Source organism: Pseudoxanthomonas sp. Root65 (assembly GCF_001427635.1).
Lineage (GTDB): Bacteria > Pseudomonadota > Gammaproteobacteria > Xanthomonadales > Xanthomonadaceae > Pseudoxanthomonas_A.
Map to the genome: position 1 here is coordinate 1,282,402 of NZ_LMHA01000001.1, position 17,447 is coordinate 1,299,848.

Sequence of the window (17,447 nt, forward strand, 5' to 3'; positions counted from 1 at the left end):
ACCCGATTCCATTTCCGCTTGAGGTGACATCTCGAGATCGACCATTCTTGCGGCGTAGCGAGCATGGTCGGAGGCCTCGTGACCGCAGACGTCGCGCGATGTACCGCCTGGTTCAGCGCAATACACCCGCGCGCAACCGCCACCCCAGCCCCGACCAGCGGCTCGCGTGCCAGGCCAGTGCTTCGCGGATGACCGCGTCGCTGCCGGCCACGTGCAGTTCGCGGCGCGCGCGGGTGATGCCGGTGTAGACCAGTTCGCGCGAGAGCACGCGGTTGCCGCGGGCGGGCAGCAGCAGCCAGACCGTGTCGAACTCGGAGCCCTGGGCCTTGTGCACGGTCATGGCGAAGGCCGATTCGTGCGCCGGCAGGGCGGCCGGATGGAACGCGCGCGGCTGGGCGGGATCTTCGCCGGGGAACCACGCCACCAGCGCACCACGGTCGTCGCGCAGGCAGATACCGATGTCGCCGTTGAACAGGCGGTGGCGATAGCTGTTCTCGGTGACGATCAGCAGCTGGCCGTGGAAGCGGCCGCCACTGCCGCGTGGCGTACCGGCCCCGGTATCGACCAGCAGGCGTTCGATGCGGGCGTTCAAGGTGCGCGCACCCTGCGGGCCTTCGCGCACTGCCGTGAGCAGGCGCAGGCGCGTGGACTGCGCTAGCGCCTCGGCCGGGGTTGCGGCATGGGCGAGTGCGCGCCAGTGTGCGAGCAAGGCCTCGCGGTGCGCGTCGAGCGGGTCTGCCAGGCCTTCGTGGAAATGCACGTTCGACAGCGTGCTGCCGCGGAGCAGGTCCAGTGCCGTGTCGGCCTCGCCCTGGCGCACGGCGGCGGCGAGCGGGGCGAGTTGCAGGGCTTCGCTCTGGCGCCAGCCGCGTTGCAGATGCACGCGCACGCCGGAGAACGTCGGGAGCAGCGTCACCGGGTCCCCGCCTTCGCGGGGATGACGGCCGGGGGATTCACCGAGCAGCGGGCGCAGCGCCGTCGCATCGTCCTGCGACAGCGTATCGTCTTCGCCGGCGGCGCCGAGGATCGCTGCCAGCACGTCGCCGGCTTCCACCGAGGGCAGCTGGTCGGGATCGCCCAGCAGCACCAGCCGCGTGCCGTCGGCGATGGCGTCGACCAGCTTGGCCATCAACGGCAGGTCGATCATCGAGGCTTCGTCGACCACCACCACGTCGAACGGCAACGGGTTGTCGTGGTCGTGGCGGAAGCGCGGCGAGTCGGAAATCGTACCGAGCAGACGATGCAGGGTGGTGCCGGTGGTCGGCAGCGCCGCCAGCAACGACGCATCCACACCGGCGGTCGCCAGCGCCCGTACCGCATGGCGCACGCTTTCGGCCATGCGCTCGGCGGCGCGACCGGTCGGCGCGGCCAGCGCGATGCGCGGCGCGGCGGCGCCCGCCTGCGCGGCCTGCGCCGCCAGCAGCACCAGCAGGCGCGCGGTGGTGGTGGTCTTGCCGGTGCCGGGACCGCCGGTAACCAGCAACAGGGCATGGCGCAGCGCGAGCGCGGCGGCGCGCGCCTGGTGGTCGTCGTGGCCGCCCTGCGGAAAGAGCCTGGCGAACAGCGGCGCCAGGGCGTCCATGTCGCCCGCCACGGGCGCGCGCGTGGCGATGCGATGCAGGCCCAGTGCCAGCGCGCGTTCGTACTCGCGATAGCGGCGCAGGTAGAGCAGGTCGCCTTCCAGCACCAGCGGCGCTTGCGGTTCGGATGCCGCCACGGCGTCGCGCGGCGTACCGACCCAGCGCGATGCCGCGAGCTGCGCGCGCCATGCCTCCTCGGCAGGCCAGGGAAGTTCGGCGCCACCCTCGAGCAGCTGCCATGGCGCCGACAGTGCGACCCCGGCGTGTCCCTCGGCCACCGCCAGCGAGGCCAGTGCGGCCGCGGCGAGCACGGCGTCGGGCGTGTCGCGGTCCAGCCGGCGCAGGCTCTGCGCCAGCGCATGGTCGAGCGTGCGCAGGTGGCCGCCCTTGTAGAGCGCATCGAGCAGGCTCATGCGGCGGCCCCCGACGATGCGCCGGCGAACAGCGCATCCAGCGCATGCACCAGTCCGGGCGAAAAGCGCTGCGCGTGCACGCCGGGCGAGGGCTGGCGCGTCAGGTCCAGGCCACGGCAGAACAGGTAGCGGATGCCGCCGACGTCGCGCGCGTAGTCGTAGGCCTCGCCCAGGCGGAAGCGCAGCCAGCGGTGCAGGGCGAGCGTGTAGATGAGCGCCTGCAGGTCGTATTCGCTGTGCGCCATCGCCTGCTGCATGGCCGCAACGTCGTAGCCGTGCAACTGGTTGGACTTATAGTCGAGCACGTACCAGCGGCCGTCGTGGACGTAGGTGAGATCGATCAGGCCGGTCATCAGCCCTTCCAGCCGCTGGCGCGCACCGAAGGCGGTGCGCTGGCGCAGCAGGCCGTGGCGGTGCAGCAGCGTGAGCAGGTCGGACACGCGGGTGGGCTGCATGGCGAAATGGAATTCGATTTCCGCACGGCGCTGCTCGACCGGCAGCTCGGCCAGGCGGAGGCCCTCGGGCATCGCGGTACCCAGCGTGTGGCCGACCAGCGGCACCAGCACGGCCAGACCCTCGGTGACTTCGGCTTCGGCATAACCACCCTCGCGCAAGGCCTCGGCGATGACGGCGTCCTGTCCCTCTGGCGCGGCGTCGCCGGGACGCCAGTCGCGCCAGGCGGCGAAGTCGGCGTGTTCCAGCGCGGCATGCATCACCACGCCGAAGCGGCTGCCGGCGAAGCGCGGATCGACGGTGGCGGCAGGCACGGTGATGTCGTCCGGCAACGCATCGACGTCGGACGCCGGCGCTTCATCCTCGCCGCCGGGATCGGCCTGGGTCGAGGCCGCCAGCGGATCACCGCCGCCGTCCGCATGCGCGAGCTGGGTGAAGCTGTACACCCACCAGTCGGGCGCGATGCGGCGCGTGGCGATGCGCGCGGGAGCGACAGCGGAGGCGCGTTCCGGTGGCAGCCGCGACGGCGGGGGTTCGGGCGGGCCTTCGACGATGCGCACGTCGGCATGCGTACCCAGCACCGCGAGGTCGGCGATGAGCGGCGCGAGCCGGCTCCTGGCGAGGTCGGCCACGTCGCCGGCGGCGATCCACAGCGCGTGTTCGGCGCGGGTCAGGCCGACGTAAAGCAGGCGTGCATCTTCGGCGATGGCCTCGCGGCGTATGGCGTCGCCGGCGGCCTTCCAGGCCGGATCGTCCTTGTCGAGCTTCCACTGCAGCACGCGCTGCGTGCCGTCGTGGACCACGCGATGGCGGCCGCTGTCGGGACGCGAGGTGCCCAGGCCCGCGAACGGCAGGTAGACCAGCGGATACTCCAGTCCCTTGCTCTTGTGCAGGGTCACGATCTGCACGCGCAGCGCGTCGGATTCCAGCCGCAGCAGCTGTGTTTCATCGTTCGCATCGGCCTCGGCCATGCGGGCCTGCAGCCAGTCCAGCAGGCCGTGCAGGCCCAGCGTCTGCGCGCTGGCTTCCTGCAGGTGTTCGCCGAGTTGCAGGTAGTTGGTCAGGCGGCGCTCGCCGTCGAGCAGCCCGAGCAGGCGTTCGGCCTGCCCGGCGCACAGTTCGGACACCAGCGCGAACGGTCCGCTGCGCTGCCAGCGTTCGCGCCAGTGCAGCAGCCGCGCCTGGTGCTGGCGCTGGGCCTCGCCGTCTTCGTCCAGCGCGGCGAGCGTGCCGGCGTCTTCGCCGAGCAGCACGGTGGCGAGCGCGGCGCGCAGGCGCCCGTTGTCGGACGGATGCAGCAACGCCAGCAGCAGCGTGCGCAGTTCGCCTGCTTCGGTACTGGCGAACAGGCTCTGCTTGCCGGCGGCCACAGCCGGCACGCCGGCACGCGCAAGAGCCTGTTGCACGCGAGTGGCTTCCTTGTGGTTGCGCACCAGCACGGCGATGTCGCCGGGTCGGACAGGATGCCCGTCGATCCGTGCGCGACCCGCACGCGCGTCGCGGAGCACGCGATGGATGTCGGCCACGCAGGCGGCGGTCGCAGCCTCGCGCGAGCCATCGGCATCGAGCGGCGCGCCATCGTCGCTGCGCAGCAGGCGCAGGGTGAGCGCGGGCGCGACCGTGTCGCCGTGGCGGTAATCGTCGTCGCCGCGCTTGCCCCCGGGTTCGACCGGCTCGAAGCGGATGTCGGGATGCGCGAACGCCTCCTGTCCCGCCGCTGCGGCACCGTCGTACAGGGCGCGCACCGCGCGCAGCACGGTCGGGCGCGAGCGGAAGTTGTGCGCCAGCCGCGGCGCTTCGTCCGCCGCGCGCCGGGCGAGCAGATAAGTGGCGACATCGCCGCCGCGGAACCCGTAGATCGCCTGCTTGGGGTCACCGATCAGGAACAGCGCGGGCGTCTCGCCCAGCGCGCGGACCTCGTCGGAATCGCCGAACACGCGCGCGAAGATCCGCCACTGGCGTTCGTCGGTGTCCTGGAATTCGTCGACCAGCGCGACGCGGTATTGCGCGCGCAGGGCCGCCACCAACGTCTGCCGGCGCGGGCCGTCGAGTGCGACGGCGACGCGTTCGATCAGGTCGTCGTAGGTCTGCACGCGGCGCGTGCGCTTGAGGTCGTCGAGCCGGCGGCGCGCTTCATCGCGCAGGCAGTGCAGCAGAGCGGCGCGCAAGCGTAGTTGCAGCTGCTGCCAGGCATCGTCGGCTTCGCACCAGTCGCGCCAGGCGTCGAACAGCGGCGAGGCGGGCACACGGGCATCGCCCGTGTCCTTGCAGAAGCCGCGCAGCGCGTCCGGCAACAGTTTCTGCACATGCGTCTTGTCGGTGCGCGGCCACTCGGCCAGCGCGGCACCGGCCTGCAGTTCCTCGAACGCCTTGTCGAAACTGGGGCGCCGCGCGCGACGACCGTCGAAGACCTTGTGGTCGAACGCAGCGGCGATCGCCGCCTGCGCGTCGGCCAGGTGCAGGCCGATCGTCTCCACCAGATGCGCGGCGCGACCAGTGCGCGTGGCCTGCACGGCGACCTGACGCTCGCTGTCGTCGCCGGACGGCGCCGGCGGCAGCAGCGGCAACGGACCGCACAGCGCAGGCAGGTCTTCCGCCAGCGCATCGGGGCTGCTCCACATGCCCACCAGCGCATCGACGGTCGCGGGATCGGCCGCATACCGGCGCCACAGGTCCGCGGCGAGTTCCGCATGCAGCGCGCGCGTATTGCCGAGCAGCTCGCCCGCGTCGAAACCCTGCCCGGCGTCGAGCGCATGTTCGCGCAGCACGCGCATGCAGAAGCCGTGGATGGTGAAGATGGCAGCGAGGTCCGTTTCCTCGGCAGCGATGCGCAGGCGGCGCGCCAGCTGCGCCGCCGTTTCGCCGCCTTGCGCGAGCTGGCGCTCGATCAGGAAGCGTGTCAGTGCGGCTTCGTGCTTCTCGTCCTCGCGCGCTGGCGTGCCGACCAGGTCGGCGGCCAGGGCCAGCCGCTCGCGGATGCGCTTGCGCAGTTCCTGCGTCGCGGCCTCGGTATAGGTCACCGCCAGCACCTGGCCCATGCGCAGGCGCTGTTCGACGATCAGGCGGGTGAACAGCGTGGCGAGGGTGTAAGTCTTGCCGGTACCGGCGCTGGCCTCGATCAGTTGCACGCCATCGAGGGCGCGCGCCAGGTACGGCTCGCGGGCAGGATCGAACGCGCTCATGCGGCATCCTCCGGACCGATGCCGACCACGGCCGCGTACACGCGCAGGCTGGTGTCGATGAAGTCCTGCATGCCGGCCGCGTCGGCGAGCGGATCGCGGCCGCGGAAGGCGAGCTGGATCGCGTCGCCGGTACTCTCGCCCCAGCGGTAATCGCCCGGATACCAGGCCTCGCGTGCGGCGGCCGCGCGCGCATCCGGCTCGGCCGTGTGGATGGCCCATCCGGTATGCGGCGCGAACGGCAGCGGCGCGCGCAGTCCGTCACGGCGAAGGCCCAGCAACACACGCAGTGCGTCCCGCGCCTCGTCGGCCGGACGCGGAGGCGTGAGGTAGGCACGGATGCCGTCCTCGCCGTCGTGGATCTGCACCAGCGGAACCGGGACGCCGCTGGCGTTGAGCAGCAGCGCATCCAGGCCATGGCGGATCGCGGCAGGCCCGTTGAGCGCACCGAGGTGCACACGTACCAGCCCATGGGGATGGAGGTCCGCGATGCGGCCATGGACACGCACGCCGTCGAGCATCACCTCGTGGCGCGCTGCGGCCGCCTCCAGGGGCACGGTATTCCCGATCCCGTCGGCGAATGCCTGCGCATACGGCGCCACATCGGCCAGGGCACGTGCCGTGGCATGTTCGCCCAGCGGACCGCTCGGTACATGGCCGCGGGCCCGCAGACGTGCGTACAGCGCGTCCGCCGTTTGCGCAGGCGGCGCAGGCGCGTGGTGGAGCAGCCAGTCGAACACCTCGCGCTGCAGCCGTGCGCGCTCGCGGCCACGCAACGAGGCGGCCAGCGGTTCCACATCTTCGACGGTCTCGATCGCTTCGGGCAGGCGCAGGCCGGGGCGGTAAGCGAGGAAGGCGCCCGCAGGATCGAGCAGGAAGCGGCGCAGCGCCTCCAGCGGCACGTCGCGCTCGTCTTCGACCGGCGCCGGCAGGGGCGCGGGTGCCCATGGTGGCAGGGCGCCACGTGCAGCGTCGACGCGGTCGGCCGCCGGACGCCAGGCGGCGCGATAGCTGAAACGCCGCGGCTCGTCGGTGCTGCCGAACGCCGCCGGCGCGAACGGCTGCAACGTGTGGCGCACGACCAGTCGCGACTTCGCTTCCGGATCGGCGTGGTAGCGCGCGGCGACATCGAGCAGCTCGCTCACCAGCACGGACGGCTCGCGCACGCTGCCGTCGCGCGGATCGGCGCCGAGGTAGCTGAGGTAGAACACGTCCTGCGCGGCGGCGAACAGCTGCAGGAACAGGAAGCGGTCGTCTTCGCGGGTGGAACGGTCGCCGGCCTTGCGTCGGCCGGCGTGCAGCTCCGCAGTCAGCTTGTTGAGGCCGGCGGCCGGATCGCGGCGCGGGAAATCGCCGTCGTTCATGCCGAGCAGGCAGATGGCGCGGAACGGCAGCAACCGCATCGGCACCATCCGGCCCACGCTGATGCCGCCGGTCAGCAAAGGCGCGCGGGTGTCGGCCTGCGACAGCTGATCGGCGAAGTGCGCACGCACGACCTCGGGCGGGACGACGCCCTCATAGCCAGCCGTTGCCGCGTCGCGGGCGAAGCGGTCGATCAGCGTGCGCAGGCGGTCCAGTGCGCGCTGCGCGCGCGGGGCGCCGGGCTGTTCCGGCAGCAGCACGGCGAGCAGGTGCAGCAGCCGTTCGCGCCATTGCGCGGGCGTGGCCGCCTCGCCGAGCACGCGGCGCTGGCGGGCGAGTTCGCGCAGCAGGCGCACCAGCGTGTCCAGCGCGTCGAGGGCGCCGCCTTCCAGATCCGGCCACGGCGCGACGCCGCCGATCATCTCGTCCGCACCGCTGGCGTGGCCCAGCAGCAGGCGATCGAGCGCGAACTGCCAGGTATAGGCATAGTCGGCCGGCGCCCCGGAGGCGGCCCGGTGGCCGGCATCCAGTCCCCAGCGCGCGCCGGCCTCGCGCAGCCAGCCATGCAGGCGATCGATCGCATCGGTGTCGAGGCCCGTCGTTTCCATCACCGGCGCACTGGCGATCAGATCCAGCACTTCGTCCAGGCCGAAGCGCGACAGCGGCAGGTCCAGCAGGCGCAGGAACACCTCGGCCAACGGCTCGCTCGCCAGCGGACTGGTGTCGGCCAGCGCCCACGGCAAGGCATCGTCGTGTCCGCTGCCGCCGAACACGGCATCCAGATACGGCACGTAGGGATCGATGTCGGGCGCGAGCACGGCGATCTCGCGCGGCTGCAGCGGCGGATCGAAGCGCGGATCCTCCAGCAGCGCGCGCAGCTGGTCGTGCAGCACCTGCAGTTCGCGCAGGCGCGTGTGGCAGGCGTGGATCTGCAGGCTGGGATCGGCCAAGTCGACGACAGCGCGCGGCGGCGGCAAGGCAGGCGCGCGACGGTGGAACAGGTCCGACTGCAGCCGGCGCAGCAGGGTATCCGCGCCGTCGGCGCCGAGCGGATCGGCGTAGACGTCGATCTCGGCGCGCGGATGCACCACTTCGTAATCGCCGAGCAACGACATGAAGTCGCGGCCGGCGGCGCCCCAGGCCTGCAGCAGCGGGTTCTCCTGCACTTCGTCGGCGAACAGGCCGGTTTCGCCTTCCCGGCGGCGCTCGCGCAGGGTCTGCAGGTCGCCCCAGTAGCCGCGCGCCGGCGTGGGCAGGTAGAAGTGCAACGTACCCACGCGAGCCTGGGTGGCCAGCACGCGCAGCACGTCGGGCGAGATGTTGAGCGTGGCGAACACCAGCAGCCGCGGCGGCAGGCCCTGCGGCAGCGGTCCGTCGTCGCGGCCGAAGCGCGCGAGGTAGGCATCGATGCGGCGCGCACGGTAATCGCGGCCGGCAGCGACGGTGCGCCACAGCCGCGCCTGCGGATCGTCGCGGTCGGCACCGGCCTCCCAGCGCAGCAGCCAGTCGCGGCGCCACGCCTGGTACTTCTCGTAGACGCCGGCCAGCTCGCCGGCCAGCCGCCAGGGCTTCAGCGGATCGCCATCGGCCATCCAATCATCGAGCGTGGCCAGGGCGGGATCGCGGCGCAGGGCCGGTGCGTCCAGCGCGCCATAAAGTCGCCATTGCAGCGAGGCGGCATCGAGATCGTCGTCGCCGGCCGGCCCGAGGTTGGCCTCGAGCGCGCGGGCGACGAATTCGCCAGGGGTGAGGAATTCCAGATTGGCGGCGATGCCGTATTCGGCCGCCAGCGTGGCCTGCAGCCAGCGGCGCATGGCGACCTGCGGAATCAGCACCAGATCCGGCGCCAGCGGCGATTGGCCCGGCACCGGTCGCCGCAACTCATCGGCCAGCAGCGCCGCCAGCAGCCCCAGCACGTTGGACGGATACAGGCGGAAGTCGGGCGTGGAGGCGGCAGGCATCACGCCATCTTGCCGCAGCCCTGTCGCGAATGCCGAGACATCGGCGACGCGGCGGCGGGCTTAAGACCTTCTTAAAGTGGTCGGTCCAGCATGCACCGGTGGCATCGCGGGCCAGGGAAGCCCGGCACCGGTCGACGGATCTGCGCACGCGCATGCGCGACGCCTCCGTGCGATGCCACAATAATCAAACTGCGCGGTACGGTTTATGTTCAGCCGCTGGCCGCGAAGCTACGTCGTTGTTTTTCCGTTAACTTCCTTGCTGGTCTGCCGACGACGCCCATGACGCCCGCCGACGCCCCTGCCGTGCACCTGTCCGGCCTCCGCCTTGATCGCGGCGGCCGCACGATCCTGCGCGGCATCGACCTGACCGTGCCGCGCGGCAGCATCGCCGCGGTGCTCGGTCCGTCCGGCAGCGGTAAGTCGACGATGCTCGCCGCGCTGACCGGCGAGCTGCCGCCGACGGCGGGCACGGTCGAGATCTTCGGCCAACCTGTGCCGCACCGCAGCCGCGCGTTGCTGGACATGCGCAAGGGCATCGGCGTGCTGCTGCAGGGAAACGGCCTGCTGACCGACCTGACCGTGGCCGACAACGTGGCGCTGCCGCTGCGCACGCACACGAAGCTGCCCGACGCACTGATCCGCCGGCTGGTCGACTTCAAGTTGAACGCGGTCGGCCTGCGCGCCGCCGCCGACGCCTATCCGCGCGAGCTGTCCGGCGGCATGGCCCGCCGCGTGGCACTGGCCCGCGCGCTGGCGCTGGACCCGCCGCTGATGATCTACGACGAACCACTGACCGGGCTGGACCCGATCGCCAGCGGCGTGATCATGAGCCTGATCCAGCGCCTCAACGACACCCTGGGGCTGACCAGCATCATCGTGACCCACCATGTGCACGAAACCCTGCCGATCGCCGACCAGGCGGTGGTGATCGCCAATGGCGGGCTGGTGTTCTCCGGCACCCCGGCCGAACTGGAAGCCAGCTCGGATCCGCTGGTGAAGCAGTTCCTGCGCGGCGAACCGGATGGGCCGATCGCGTTCGATACGGTGAAGCGCGGGGAGGCGGCGTGATGCTGTCTTGCGCGCCCCGGTTCATCCCGCTCGTCATCCCGGCGAACGCCGGGATCCATCTTGATGTCGCTCGCAAGGCCCGGAGCAATCGCAAGAGCACTATGGATTCCGGCTTTCGCCGGAATGACGGCCCAAGCGCGGTTGGGGAGGTGTGCTGATGCCCTTCGTCGCCGCCACCCGCTCGCTCGGCCGCGCCGGCCTGTTTTCGCTGTCGGTGTTCCGCGCCTCGAAGCCGACCCGCGACTTCTTCGCCGAGCTGACCCGCGAGATCTACAAGATCGGTGGGCGCTCGCTGCCCATAATCGCCGTGGGCGGCGCGTTCGTGGGCCTGGTGCTGACCCTGCAAGGCTACCGCACGCTGACCACGTTCGGCGCCAGCGATGCGCTGTCCACGCTGCTGGGCCTGTCGCTGTACCGGGAACTCGGCCCGGTGCTGACCGCGCTGCTGTTCATCGGCCGCGCCGGCAGTTCGATCGCCGCCGAGCTGGGCCTGATGCGCGCCACCGACCAGATCAAGGCGCTGGAACTGATGGCTATCGATCCGGTCGCCAAGGCGGTGGCCCCGCGCTTCTGGGCGGCGGTGCTGACGGTGCCGCTGCTGACCGGCTTCTTCTGCTCGCTGGCGATCAGCGCCAGCTACTTCGAAGCCGTGCACGTGCTCGGCCTCGACAACGGCACGTTCTGGTCGGCACTGCAGAACAGCGTGGATTTCTGGGACGACTTCGGCGTGGCCTTGCTGAAGTCGGCCGTGTTCGGCGGCACCGCCGCGCTGGTCGCCGCGTACGTGGGTTTCCACGCCGAACCGACCATCGAGGGCACGTCGGTGGCCACCACCCGCGCGGTGGTGAACGCCTCGCTGCTGGTGCTGATGTTCAATTTCGTCATGTCTGCATTGCTGTTCAGGAGCTGACCCCATGTCCGTCCGTGGACCCCGTCTTGAGTTCGCCGTCGGCGCCTTCCTGCTGCTGGCCCTGGCCTCGCTGCTGGTGCTGGCGCTGGCATCCACCAACAAGCGCTTCGGCGTGGGCGGCGGCAGCTACGAGCTGACCGCGCGCTTCTCCAACCTGGGACAGCTGCGCAAGCAGGCGCCGGTGAAGATCGGTGGCGTGGTCATCGGCCAGGTGGCCGACATCCGGCTGGACCCGGTCAAGTTCGATTCCCTGGTGACCCTGTCGATCGACAGCCAGTACAAGGACCTGCCGGCCGACACCGCCGCCGGCATCTTCACCAGCGGCCTGCTGGGCGAGAACTACATTGGCCTCTCGCCGGGCGGTGACCCGGAGGTGCTGAAGCCCGGCGCGGAGATCGCCTTCACCCAGCCAGCGGTGGACCTGCTGCAGCTGGCCGGCAAGTACATGTTCAGCGGCGGCGCCAACAATGCCGACGCAGGCTCCGGGGAATCCCCGGCCAGCGGCGAACCTGCCGCGCCCCCCGTTACGGAAGAACCCACGCCATGAAGAACCCGATCAAGCCCTCCCTCCTGTCCGTCGTGCTGTCGGCCGCGCTGCTGGCCGCCGCGCCGGTCGCCGTGTCGGCGCAGACCGCCGCACCGGCGGCCGCCACCCGGCAGGCCAGCGCCAGCCAGGTGGTACTGGGCAGCAGCACGCGCATCCTGACCACGCTGGAGCAGCGCCGCGCCGAGTTCAAGTCCAATCCCGCCGCGCTGCGCCAGTTCGTCACCAGCGAGTTCAACACGCTGTTCGACGGCGACTACGCCGCCCGCCTGGTGCTGGGTGTGCACGGCCGCGGTGCGTCCGAGGCCGACGTGAAGCTGTTCGGCCAGGCCCTGACCGAGCGCCTGCTGTCGGCCTACGGCGCGCGCCTCTCGGACTTCAACGCGCGGTTGAAAGTGCGGGTGAAGTCGGAGTCGCCGCTGCCCGGCGGCCGCGGCGTGAAGGTCGACACCGAATTCGTGCAGCCCGACCAGACCGTCACCCCGATCACCTTCTACGCGCGCAATGTCGGCGGCCAGTGGAAGGTGTTCGACGTGCTGCCGGAAGGCGTGTCCTTCGTGCAGACGTTCAAGACCCAGTTCGACACGCCGCTGCGGCAGAAGTCCATCGCCCAGGTGGCGGCGGACCTGAAGTCCGGCAGGCTGCAGGTCAACGGCAGTGCCGGCGGCAACTGACGCCGGCCTCCGCCGCGACGGCGACGCGCTCGTGTTCACGGGCGCGCTGGACCGCAGCGCCGCCGCCACGCTGTGGCCGCAGGCCTCGGCGCAGCTGGCCGGCGTGCAACGCATTGTCCTGACCAACGTCACTACCGTGGACAGCGCCGGGCTGGCACTGTTGGCCGAGCTCGCCGCCCGGCTGCGCGCCGGCGGCAGCGCGCCGCGTTTCGAAGGACAGCCCGCGGGTCTCGCCGACCTGCAGGCCGCTTACCGTTTGACGCCGGAACTGGATTTCCCGGCCTGACCCCTCCCCGCCGTTTCCCAGGAATCAGGATGACTCTGTTCCGCCTCAGCACCGTGGTCCTGCTGGCCGCCCTGACGACCGCATGCGCCTCGGCCCCGTCACCGTCGGCGAATGCGCCCGCCGAGGCGGTGGTGGTCGACAGCACGGCCACCGCGGCAGCCTCGCTGCCGCCCGAGCCGCCGATCGACCCCGCCACGATTGACGCCGCCCCCGCTATCGATGCAACCGCGGCCGGCGCCGAAGACGACTTCGCGGCGATCTATGGCCAGGGCGCCTACGACCCGGTCGCCGACCCCACCCTGCCTGCACCCGCCCAGCTGCCGACCTCGTACGACCCGTGGGAGAAGTTCAACCGCAAGGTGCATGCGTTCAACAACGTCGTCGACCGCGCGGTCGCACGCCCCCTGGCCCGTGCCTACGTGGCGGCAGTGCCGCGACCGGTGCGCTTGGGCGTGGGCAACTTCTTCGACAACCTGCGCCAGCCGCTGACGATGGTGAACCAGTTGCTGCAGGGGCGTCCGCGCGATGCCACGCAGACGTTCGGCCGCTTCCTGCTGAACTCCACGATCGGCATCGGCGGCATCTTCGACCCCGCCAGCGACCTGAAGATGAAGCGCCGCAGCGAGGATTTCGGGCAGACGCTCGGTACCTGGGGCTGGAAGCGTTCGCGCTACGTGGAGCTGCCATTCTTCGGCCCGCGCACCGTGCGCGACGTGCTCGGCCTGGCCGGCGACATGCCGCTCAGTCCGACCCGGTACGTGGAAGAGGACAAGACCCGCATCTTCCTGCAGGGCCTGAACCTGGTGGACACCCGTGCGCAGCTGCTGTCTCTGGACAGCCTGCGCGAAGGCGCGGTGGACGATTACGCGCTGGTCCGCGACTCGTGGCTGCAGCGCCGCAACTACCAGATCGAAAGCCACCGCACGCAGCAGCAGCCGGACGAGGAGCTGCCGGAATACCTGCGCGACGACGAGATCAACCCGACCGTCCCGGTGGATGCCATGCCGATGCCGGAGATCAGCGGCGGCGGTTGAGGCGGTACTTCGGACAGACAACGGAACGGCGCCCCAGGGCGCCGTTCTGCTTTGGCTGTTGTGGGAGCGACGTCAGTCGCGATGCTTTGCGCTTGCCCCAAGGAAAAGCTCGCGACTCACGTCGCTCCCACATCACTCGGTTCACTCGGCTTCGTCTTCACCCAGCAGCTTCGTGCCATCGCCGCTGGGCAGCGATTCCACCTCGCGCAGGCTGCGCTCGATGGCGCGCGTACGCACGCCGGTCTGGTCGATCTGCTTGCTGGCCTGGTCGAGCTTGGTCTTCACCGAATCCATCACGTCACCGAACTTGCCGAACTCGCGCTTGGCGTTGGCCAGGATGTTCCAGACCTCCGCCGAACGCTTCTCGATGGCCACGGTGCGGAACCCCACCTGCAAGCTGGTCAGCAGGGCCAGCAGCGTGGTGGGTCCGGCGATGGTGATGCGCAGGTCGCGTTGGATCGCCTCGAACAGGCCCGGACGGCGCAGCACTTCGGCGTACAGGCCCTCGGTGGGCAGGAACATGATCGCGAACTCGGTGGTGTGCGGCACCGAGATGTACTTGCGGATCTCCTGCGCCTGCTTGCGCACGGCGCGCTCCAGCGCGTCGCTGGCCTGCTTGACGGCATCGGCGTCCGCACGCTCCTGCGCATCGAGCAGGCGCTCGTAGTCCTCGCGCGGGAACTTGGCGTCGATCGGCAGCCACACCACCGCATCGCCAGTGGAACCGGGGAACCGCACGGCGAACTCCACGCGCTCGCCGCTGCCGGGCACGGTGGCCACATTGCCGGCGTACTGGTCGGGCGCGAACACCTGTTCCAGCAGGCCCGCCAACTGCACTTCGCCGAACACGCCGCGACTCTTCACGTTGGTCAGCACGCGTTGCAGGCCACCGACATCGGCTGCCAGCTTGTTCATGTCGCCCAGACCCTGGTGCACCTGCGCCAGCATGCGGGTGACGTTGCCGAAACTTTCCGTCAGCCGGGTTTCCAGCGTCGCGTGCAGCTTCTCATCCACCGTCGCACGCATCTGCTCGAGCTTCTGCGCGTTGTCGGCCTGCAGTTCCTTCAGGCGATCCTCCAGCGTGGCGCGCATCTCGCCGATGCGCTGCTCGTTGCGCTGGGTCAGTTCGTTGAGCCGCTGGCCCAGCGTATCGGCGAAGCGCTGCTGCGACTCGGACGCTTCCAGGCGGCCCTTGCGCGCGTCTTCGGTCAAGGTATCGCGCAGCACGTCCAGGCGCTGGTCGGTGCGGGTGCTCAGGTCGGCCAGGTTGCGGGCGAAACCGTCGATGCGCGCTTCCTGCGCGCGCGACAGGCCTTCCAGCTGCTCGCGCAGCTCGCCGCGGCCTTCGCGTTGTTCGTCGCGCAGCGCGCGCTCCAGCAGGTCGCCGATGCGCGCTTCCGGGCGGCGCAGCACCAGCACCGCCAGCAGCAGCACGGCGACGGCGACAAGGACCAGCAGGAGGATGAGCAGGGTCTGGGAATCCATGCCGACAGTGTAGCCGCTGCCGTCTCACCGCCTGCGCCAGGGGCCGCGGCGAGGGCGTCGCAACGGAAGCGCGCGCACCGTCACGGGATGCACAGGTGCGCATTGACCCGCCGGTTCCGCCAGCGCACAGTCGCGGCGCACTGACCGCTTGGGGAAAGCCGGCATGCTGCAACGCCTCCGCACACTGATGGGCGCCGCGCCCGATCCGTTGCCTGCCCTTGCGGCGGCGCGTGCGGCCGCCTTGCGCGACGCATGGGGCGAACCCGAACGCATCGACCATGACCGCGATCGCCAGCACCGCGTCGACGTGCATGTGTACCCGCGTGCGTTCCCGGAAGGCGATGGCGAGGGCTACGTGCTGGCCACCAGCGGTATGAGCGACCGTCTGATGACGCTGCCGGCCCGCTACGACGGCGACGAGTCGGCCGCGCGCGAGCTGTTCTGGTACGTGCGCGAACCGCATCCGGCCTTCATCGAGCGGCTGCGCTGGCTGGCGAAACTGCCGTTCGCCGAAGGCAGCTGGCTGGGCTACGGGCACACCGTGCCGCTGCCGGCACCGCCGCTGGACGGCTCGCCGTTCTCGACCTTCCTGCTGCTGCCGCCCGCGCTGGCCAGCGACCGGCACCTGTTCGACAACCTCCACCTGCACGGCCATGGTGTGGAAGCGCTGGTGGTGCACCTGCTGTCGGATGCCGAGTACGACCTGGTGCGTTCGGACGAAGGGCTGGACGTGTTCCTCGACCTGCTCGACGTGCACCGCTACCCGCCGGTGTTCGATCCTGCGCGCGCGTCGTATCTCTGAGTCGCACCGGCGCGGCGTGGTGCGCCGCCGATTGCCAGCGCCGGCCCGGGCCGCTTAGGCTGCGGGCGGTCGCGGGCGACACGCCGCCGACCATCCCCCGACCCGCCAGCGCTGGCACCCCGCCCGCGCGCAGTTCCGTTGACGCACCCCGAGGAGTTTCCATGACCTGGCTACGGCGCAAATCCATCGACCGGATCACCGAGCACGAAGAAGGCCGTCGACTGGTCCCCACGCTGAGCTGGCCGCACCTGGTGGCGCTGGGCATCGGTGCGATCGTCGGCACCGGCATCTACACGCTGATCGGCGTGGGCGCCGAGAAGGCCGGCCCGGCGGTGCTGATCTCCTTCGTCGTCGCCGGCGTGGTCTGTGCCTGCGCAGCGCTGGCCTATGCCGAGCTGTCGACGATGATGCCGGCCGCCGGCAGCGCCTACACCTACAGCTATGGCGTGCTGGGCGAAGCGATTGCCTGGATCGTGGGCTGGAGCCTGATCCTCGAATACTCGCTGGTCGTCAGCACGGTGGCGGTCGGCTGGTCGGGGTACTTCGTCGGCTTCCTCGAATGGGTGCAACAGAACTTCGGCTGGAACGTCACCCTGCCCGCGGCGCTGTCGGCCGGACCGCATGCCGGCGGCGTGATCAACCTGCCCGCCATCGTCATCACCTTCCTCGTCGCCGGCATGCTGATCGCCGGTACGCGCGAGAGCGCCACGCTCAATGCCGTCCTGGTGGTGCTCAAGCTGATCGCCCTGGCGGTGTTCATCGCGGTCGCACTGCCGGCCTTCAACCCGGACAACCTGCAGCCGTTCATGCCGTACGGCTTCCCGAAGTCGATCGGACCCGATGGCGTCGAACGCGGCGTGATGGCGGCGGCGGCGATCATCTTCTTCGCCTTCTACGGCTTCGATGCGATCTCCACCGCCGCCGAGGAAACGAAGAATCCCGGCCGCGACCTGTCCATCGGCATCATCGGCTCGATGGTCGGCTGCACGCTGATCTATCTGGTGGTCGCGGTGGCGGCGGTCGGTGCGCTGAGCTACACCGTGTTCGGCCAGAGCGCCGAGCCGCTGGCGTTGATCATGCGCGAACTGGGCCATGGCACCGCCGCGCTGGTGATCGGCATCGTGGCGATCGTCGCGCTGCCGACGGTGCTGCTGGCGTTCTTCTACGGGCAGAGCCGCATCTTCTTCGTGATGTCGCGCGACGGCCTGCTGCCGCGCAGCCTGTCGAAGGTCAATCCGCGCACCGGCACACCGGTGGCGATCACCGTGTTCACCGCCGTGCTGGTGGCGGCGCTCGCGGGCGTGGCGCGGCTGGACGAAATCGCTGCGCTCGCCAATGCCGGCACGCTGGCGGCGTTCGTCGCGGTCGGCGTCTGCCTGCTGGTGCTGCGTACCCGCGAGCCCAACCGTCCGCGCGTGTTCCGCACGCCGCTGGCGTGGGTGGTCGGGCCGGTGGCGATCCTCGGCTGCCTGTACCTGTTCTGGAGCCTGCCGCACCGCACGCAACTGTGGTTCCTGGTGTGGAACGTGGTCGGCATCATCGTCTACCTGGCCTACAGCCGCCGCAACAGCATGCTCGCCAAGGGCGGCGACGCCTGATCGCGTAGCGTGCGCTGCGCGCACGACCTCGGGATCTTCATTCGATCCGGGTCGTGCGCGTGGCGCACGCTACGCGTCCATACGCCTGCGTGTGCAGG

At 70.6% G+C, this 17,447-nt stretch carries 12 protein-coding genes; 8 read left to right on the forward strand and 4 right to left on the reverse strand.

The window, feature by feature from the left end:
* Nucleotides 1–112: 112 nt before the first annotated feature.
* The 3 genes from recD to recC are packed head-to-tail and all read right to left on the reverse strand — an operon-like array spanning nt 113 to nt 8,948.
* Nucleotides 113–1,993, reverse strand: coding sequence for an exodeoxyribonuclease V subunit alpha (recD, locus tag ASD77_RS05660; protein ID WP_055938549.1), 1,881 nt, complete (start codon nt 1,991–1,993; stop codon nt 113–115).
* Entirely contained in the window at nt 1,990–5,628 is a 3,639-nt protein-coding gene (locus ASD77_RS05665; protein WP_055938551.1) for an exodeoxyribonuclease V subunit beta, read from the reverse strand. Before ASD77_RS05665 ends, recD begins: the two co-directional genes overlap by 4 nt.
* Nucleotides 5,625–8,948 carry an exodeoxyribonuclease V subunit gamma gene (gene recC / locus ASD77_RS05670; protein WP_055938554.1) on the reverse strand — a complete coding sequence of 1,108 codons (3,324 nt, stop codon included), beginning with the start codon at nt 8,946–8,948 and terminating at the stop codon, nt 5,625–5,627. Before recC ends, ASD77_RS05665 begins: the two co-directional genes overlap by 4 nt.
* A 279-nt stretch (nt 8,949–9,227) precedes the next feature.
* Here recC and ASD77_RS05675 point away from each other — a divergent pair, with 279 nt between their 5' ends.
* From ASD77_RS05675 to ASD77_RS05700, 6 genes are all read left to right on the forward strand, one after another.
* Entirely contained in the window at nt 9,228–10,016 is a 789-nt protein-coding gene (locus tag ASD77_RS05675) for an ATP-binding cassette domain-containing protein (RefSeq protein ID WP_055938557.1), read from the forward strand.
* A gap of 157 nt (nt 10,017–10,173) precedes the next feature.
* A complete protein-coding gene (locus ASD77_RS05680; RefSeq protein ID WP_055938560.1) occupies nt 10,174–10,926 on the forward strand; it encodes an MlaE family lipid ABC transporter permease subunit in 753 nt (250 codons plus the stop codon).
* 4 nt (nt 10,927–10,930) lie between these two features.
* Nucleotides 10,931–11,473, forward strand: a complete 543-nt coding sequence (gene mlaD / locus ASD77_RS05685; protein ID WP_055938564.1) for an outer membrane lipid asymmetry maintenance protein MlaD — start codon at nt 10,931–10,933, stop codon at nt 11,471–11,473.
* Between the two features lie 8 nt (nt 11,474–11,481).
* Nucleotides 11,482–12,144 carry an ABC transporter substrate-binding protein gene (locus ASD77_RS05690; protein ID WP_055941090.1) on the forward strand — a complete coding sequence of 221 codons (663 nt, stop codon included), beginning with the start codon at nt 11,482–11,484 and terminating at the stop codon, nt 12,142–12,144.
* On the forward strand, nt 12,128–12,430 hold the full coding sequence (locus ASD77_RS05695; RefSeq protein WP_055938567.1) for an STAS domain-containing protein: 303 nt from the start codon (nt 12,128–12,130) through the stop codon (nt 12,428–12,430). The genes ASD77_RS05690 and ASD77_RS05695 overlap by 17 nt, the downstream gene beginning before the upstream one ends.
* Before the next feature lie 29 nt (nt 12,431–12,459).
* On the forward strand, nt 12,460–13,464 hold the full coding sequence (locus ASD77_RS05700) for a VacJ family lipoprotein (protein ID WP_055938570.1): 1,005 nt from the start codon (nt 12,460–12,462) through the stop codon (nt 13,462–13,464).
* A gap of 141 nt (nt 13,465–13,605) precedes the next feature.
* On the opposite strand, the gene rmuC is transcribed toward ASD77_RS05700, so the two are convergent.
* Nucleotides 13,606–14,949, reverse strand: a complete 1,344-nt coding sequence (rmuC, locus tag ASD77_RS05705) for a DNA recombination protein RmuC (RefSeq protein ID WP_055938573.1) — start codon at nt 14,947–14,949, stop codon at nt 13,606–13,608.
* A 163-nt stretch (nt 14,950–15,112) separates the two neighbouring features.
* Here rmuC and ASD77_RS05710 point away from each other — a divergent pair, with 163 nt between their 5' ends.
* Together ASD77_RS05710 and ASD77_RS05715 are read left to right on the forward strand one after the other, a co-directional pair.
* Nucleotides 15,113–15,751 (forward strand): suppressor of fused domain protein, encoded by a 639-nt coding sequence (locus ASD77_RS05710; RefSeq protein WP_055938576.1) that lies wholly within the window; start codon nt 15,113–15,115, stop codon nt 15,749–15,751.
* Nucleotides 15,752–15,912: 161 nt separating this feature from the next.
* Entirely contained in the window at nt 15,913–17,349 is a 1,437-nt protein-coding gene (locus tag ASD77_RS05715; RefSeq protein WP_055938580.1) for an amino acid permease, read from the forward strand.
* Nucleotides 17,350–17,447 lie beyond the last annotated feature (98 nt).

Bases quoted from the DNA above. Each gene is read 5' to 3' on its own strand.
- recD (WP_055938549.1), bottom strand. From the start codon at position 1,993: ATGAGCCTGCTCGATGCGCTCTACAAGGGCGGCCACCTGCGCACGCTC.
- ASD77_RS05665 (WP_055938551.1), bottom strand. From the start codon at position 5,628: ATGAGCGCGTTCGATCCTGCCCGCGAGCCGTACCTGGCGCGCGCCCTC.
- recC (WP_055938554.1), bottom strand. From the start codon at position 8,948: ATGCCTGCCGCCTCCACGCCCGACTTCCGCCTGTATCCGTCCAACGTG.
- ASD77_RS05675 (WP_055938557.1), top strand. From the start codon at position 9,228: ATGACGCCCGCCGACGCCCCTGCCGTGCACCTGTCCGGCCTCCGCCTT.
- ASD77_RS05680 (WP_055938560.1), top strand. From the start codon at position 10,174: ATGCCCTTCGTCGCCGCCACCCGCTCGCTCGGCCGCGCCGGCCTGTTT.
- mlaD (WP_055938564.1), top strand. From the start codon at position 10,931: ATGTCCGTCCGTGGACCCCGTCTTGAGTTCGCCGTCGGCGCCTTCCTG.
- ASD77_RS05700 (WP_055938570.1), top strand. From the start codon at position 12,460: ATGACTCTGTTCCGCCTCAGCACCGTGGTCCTGCTGGCCGCCCTGACG.
- rmuC (WP_055938573.1), bottom strand. From the start codon at position 14,949: ATGGATTCCCAGACCCTGCTCATCCTCCTGCTGGTCCTTGTCGCCGTC.
- ASD77_RS05710 (WP_055938576.1), top strand. From the start codon at position 15,113: ATGCTGCAACGCCTCCGCACACTGATGGGCGCCGCGCCCGATCCGTTG.
- ASD77_RS05715 (WP_055938580.1), top strand. From the start codon at position 15,913: ATGACCTGGCTACGGCGCAAATCCATCGACCGGATCACCGAGCACGAA.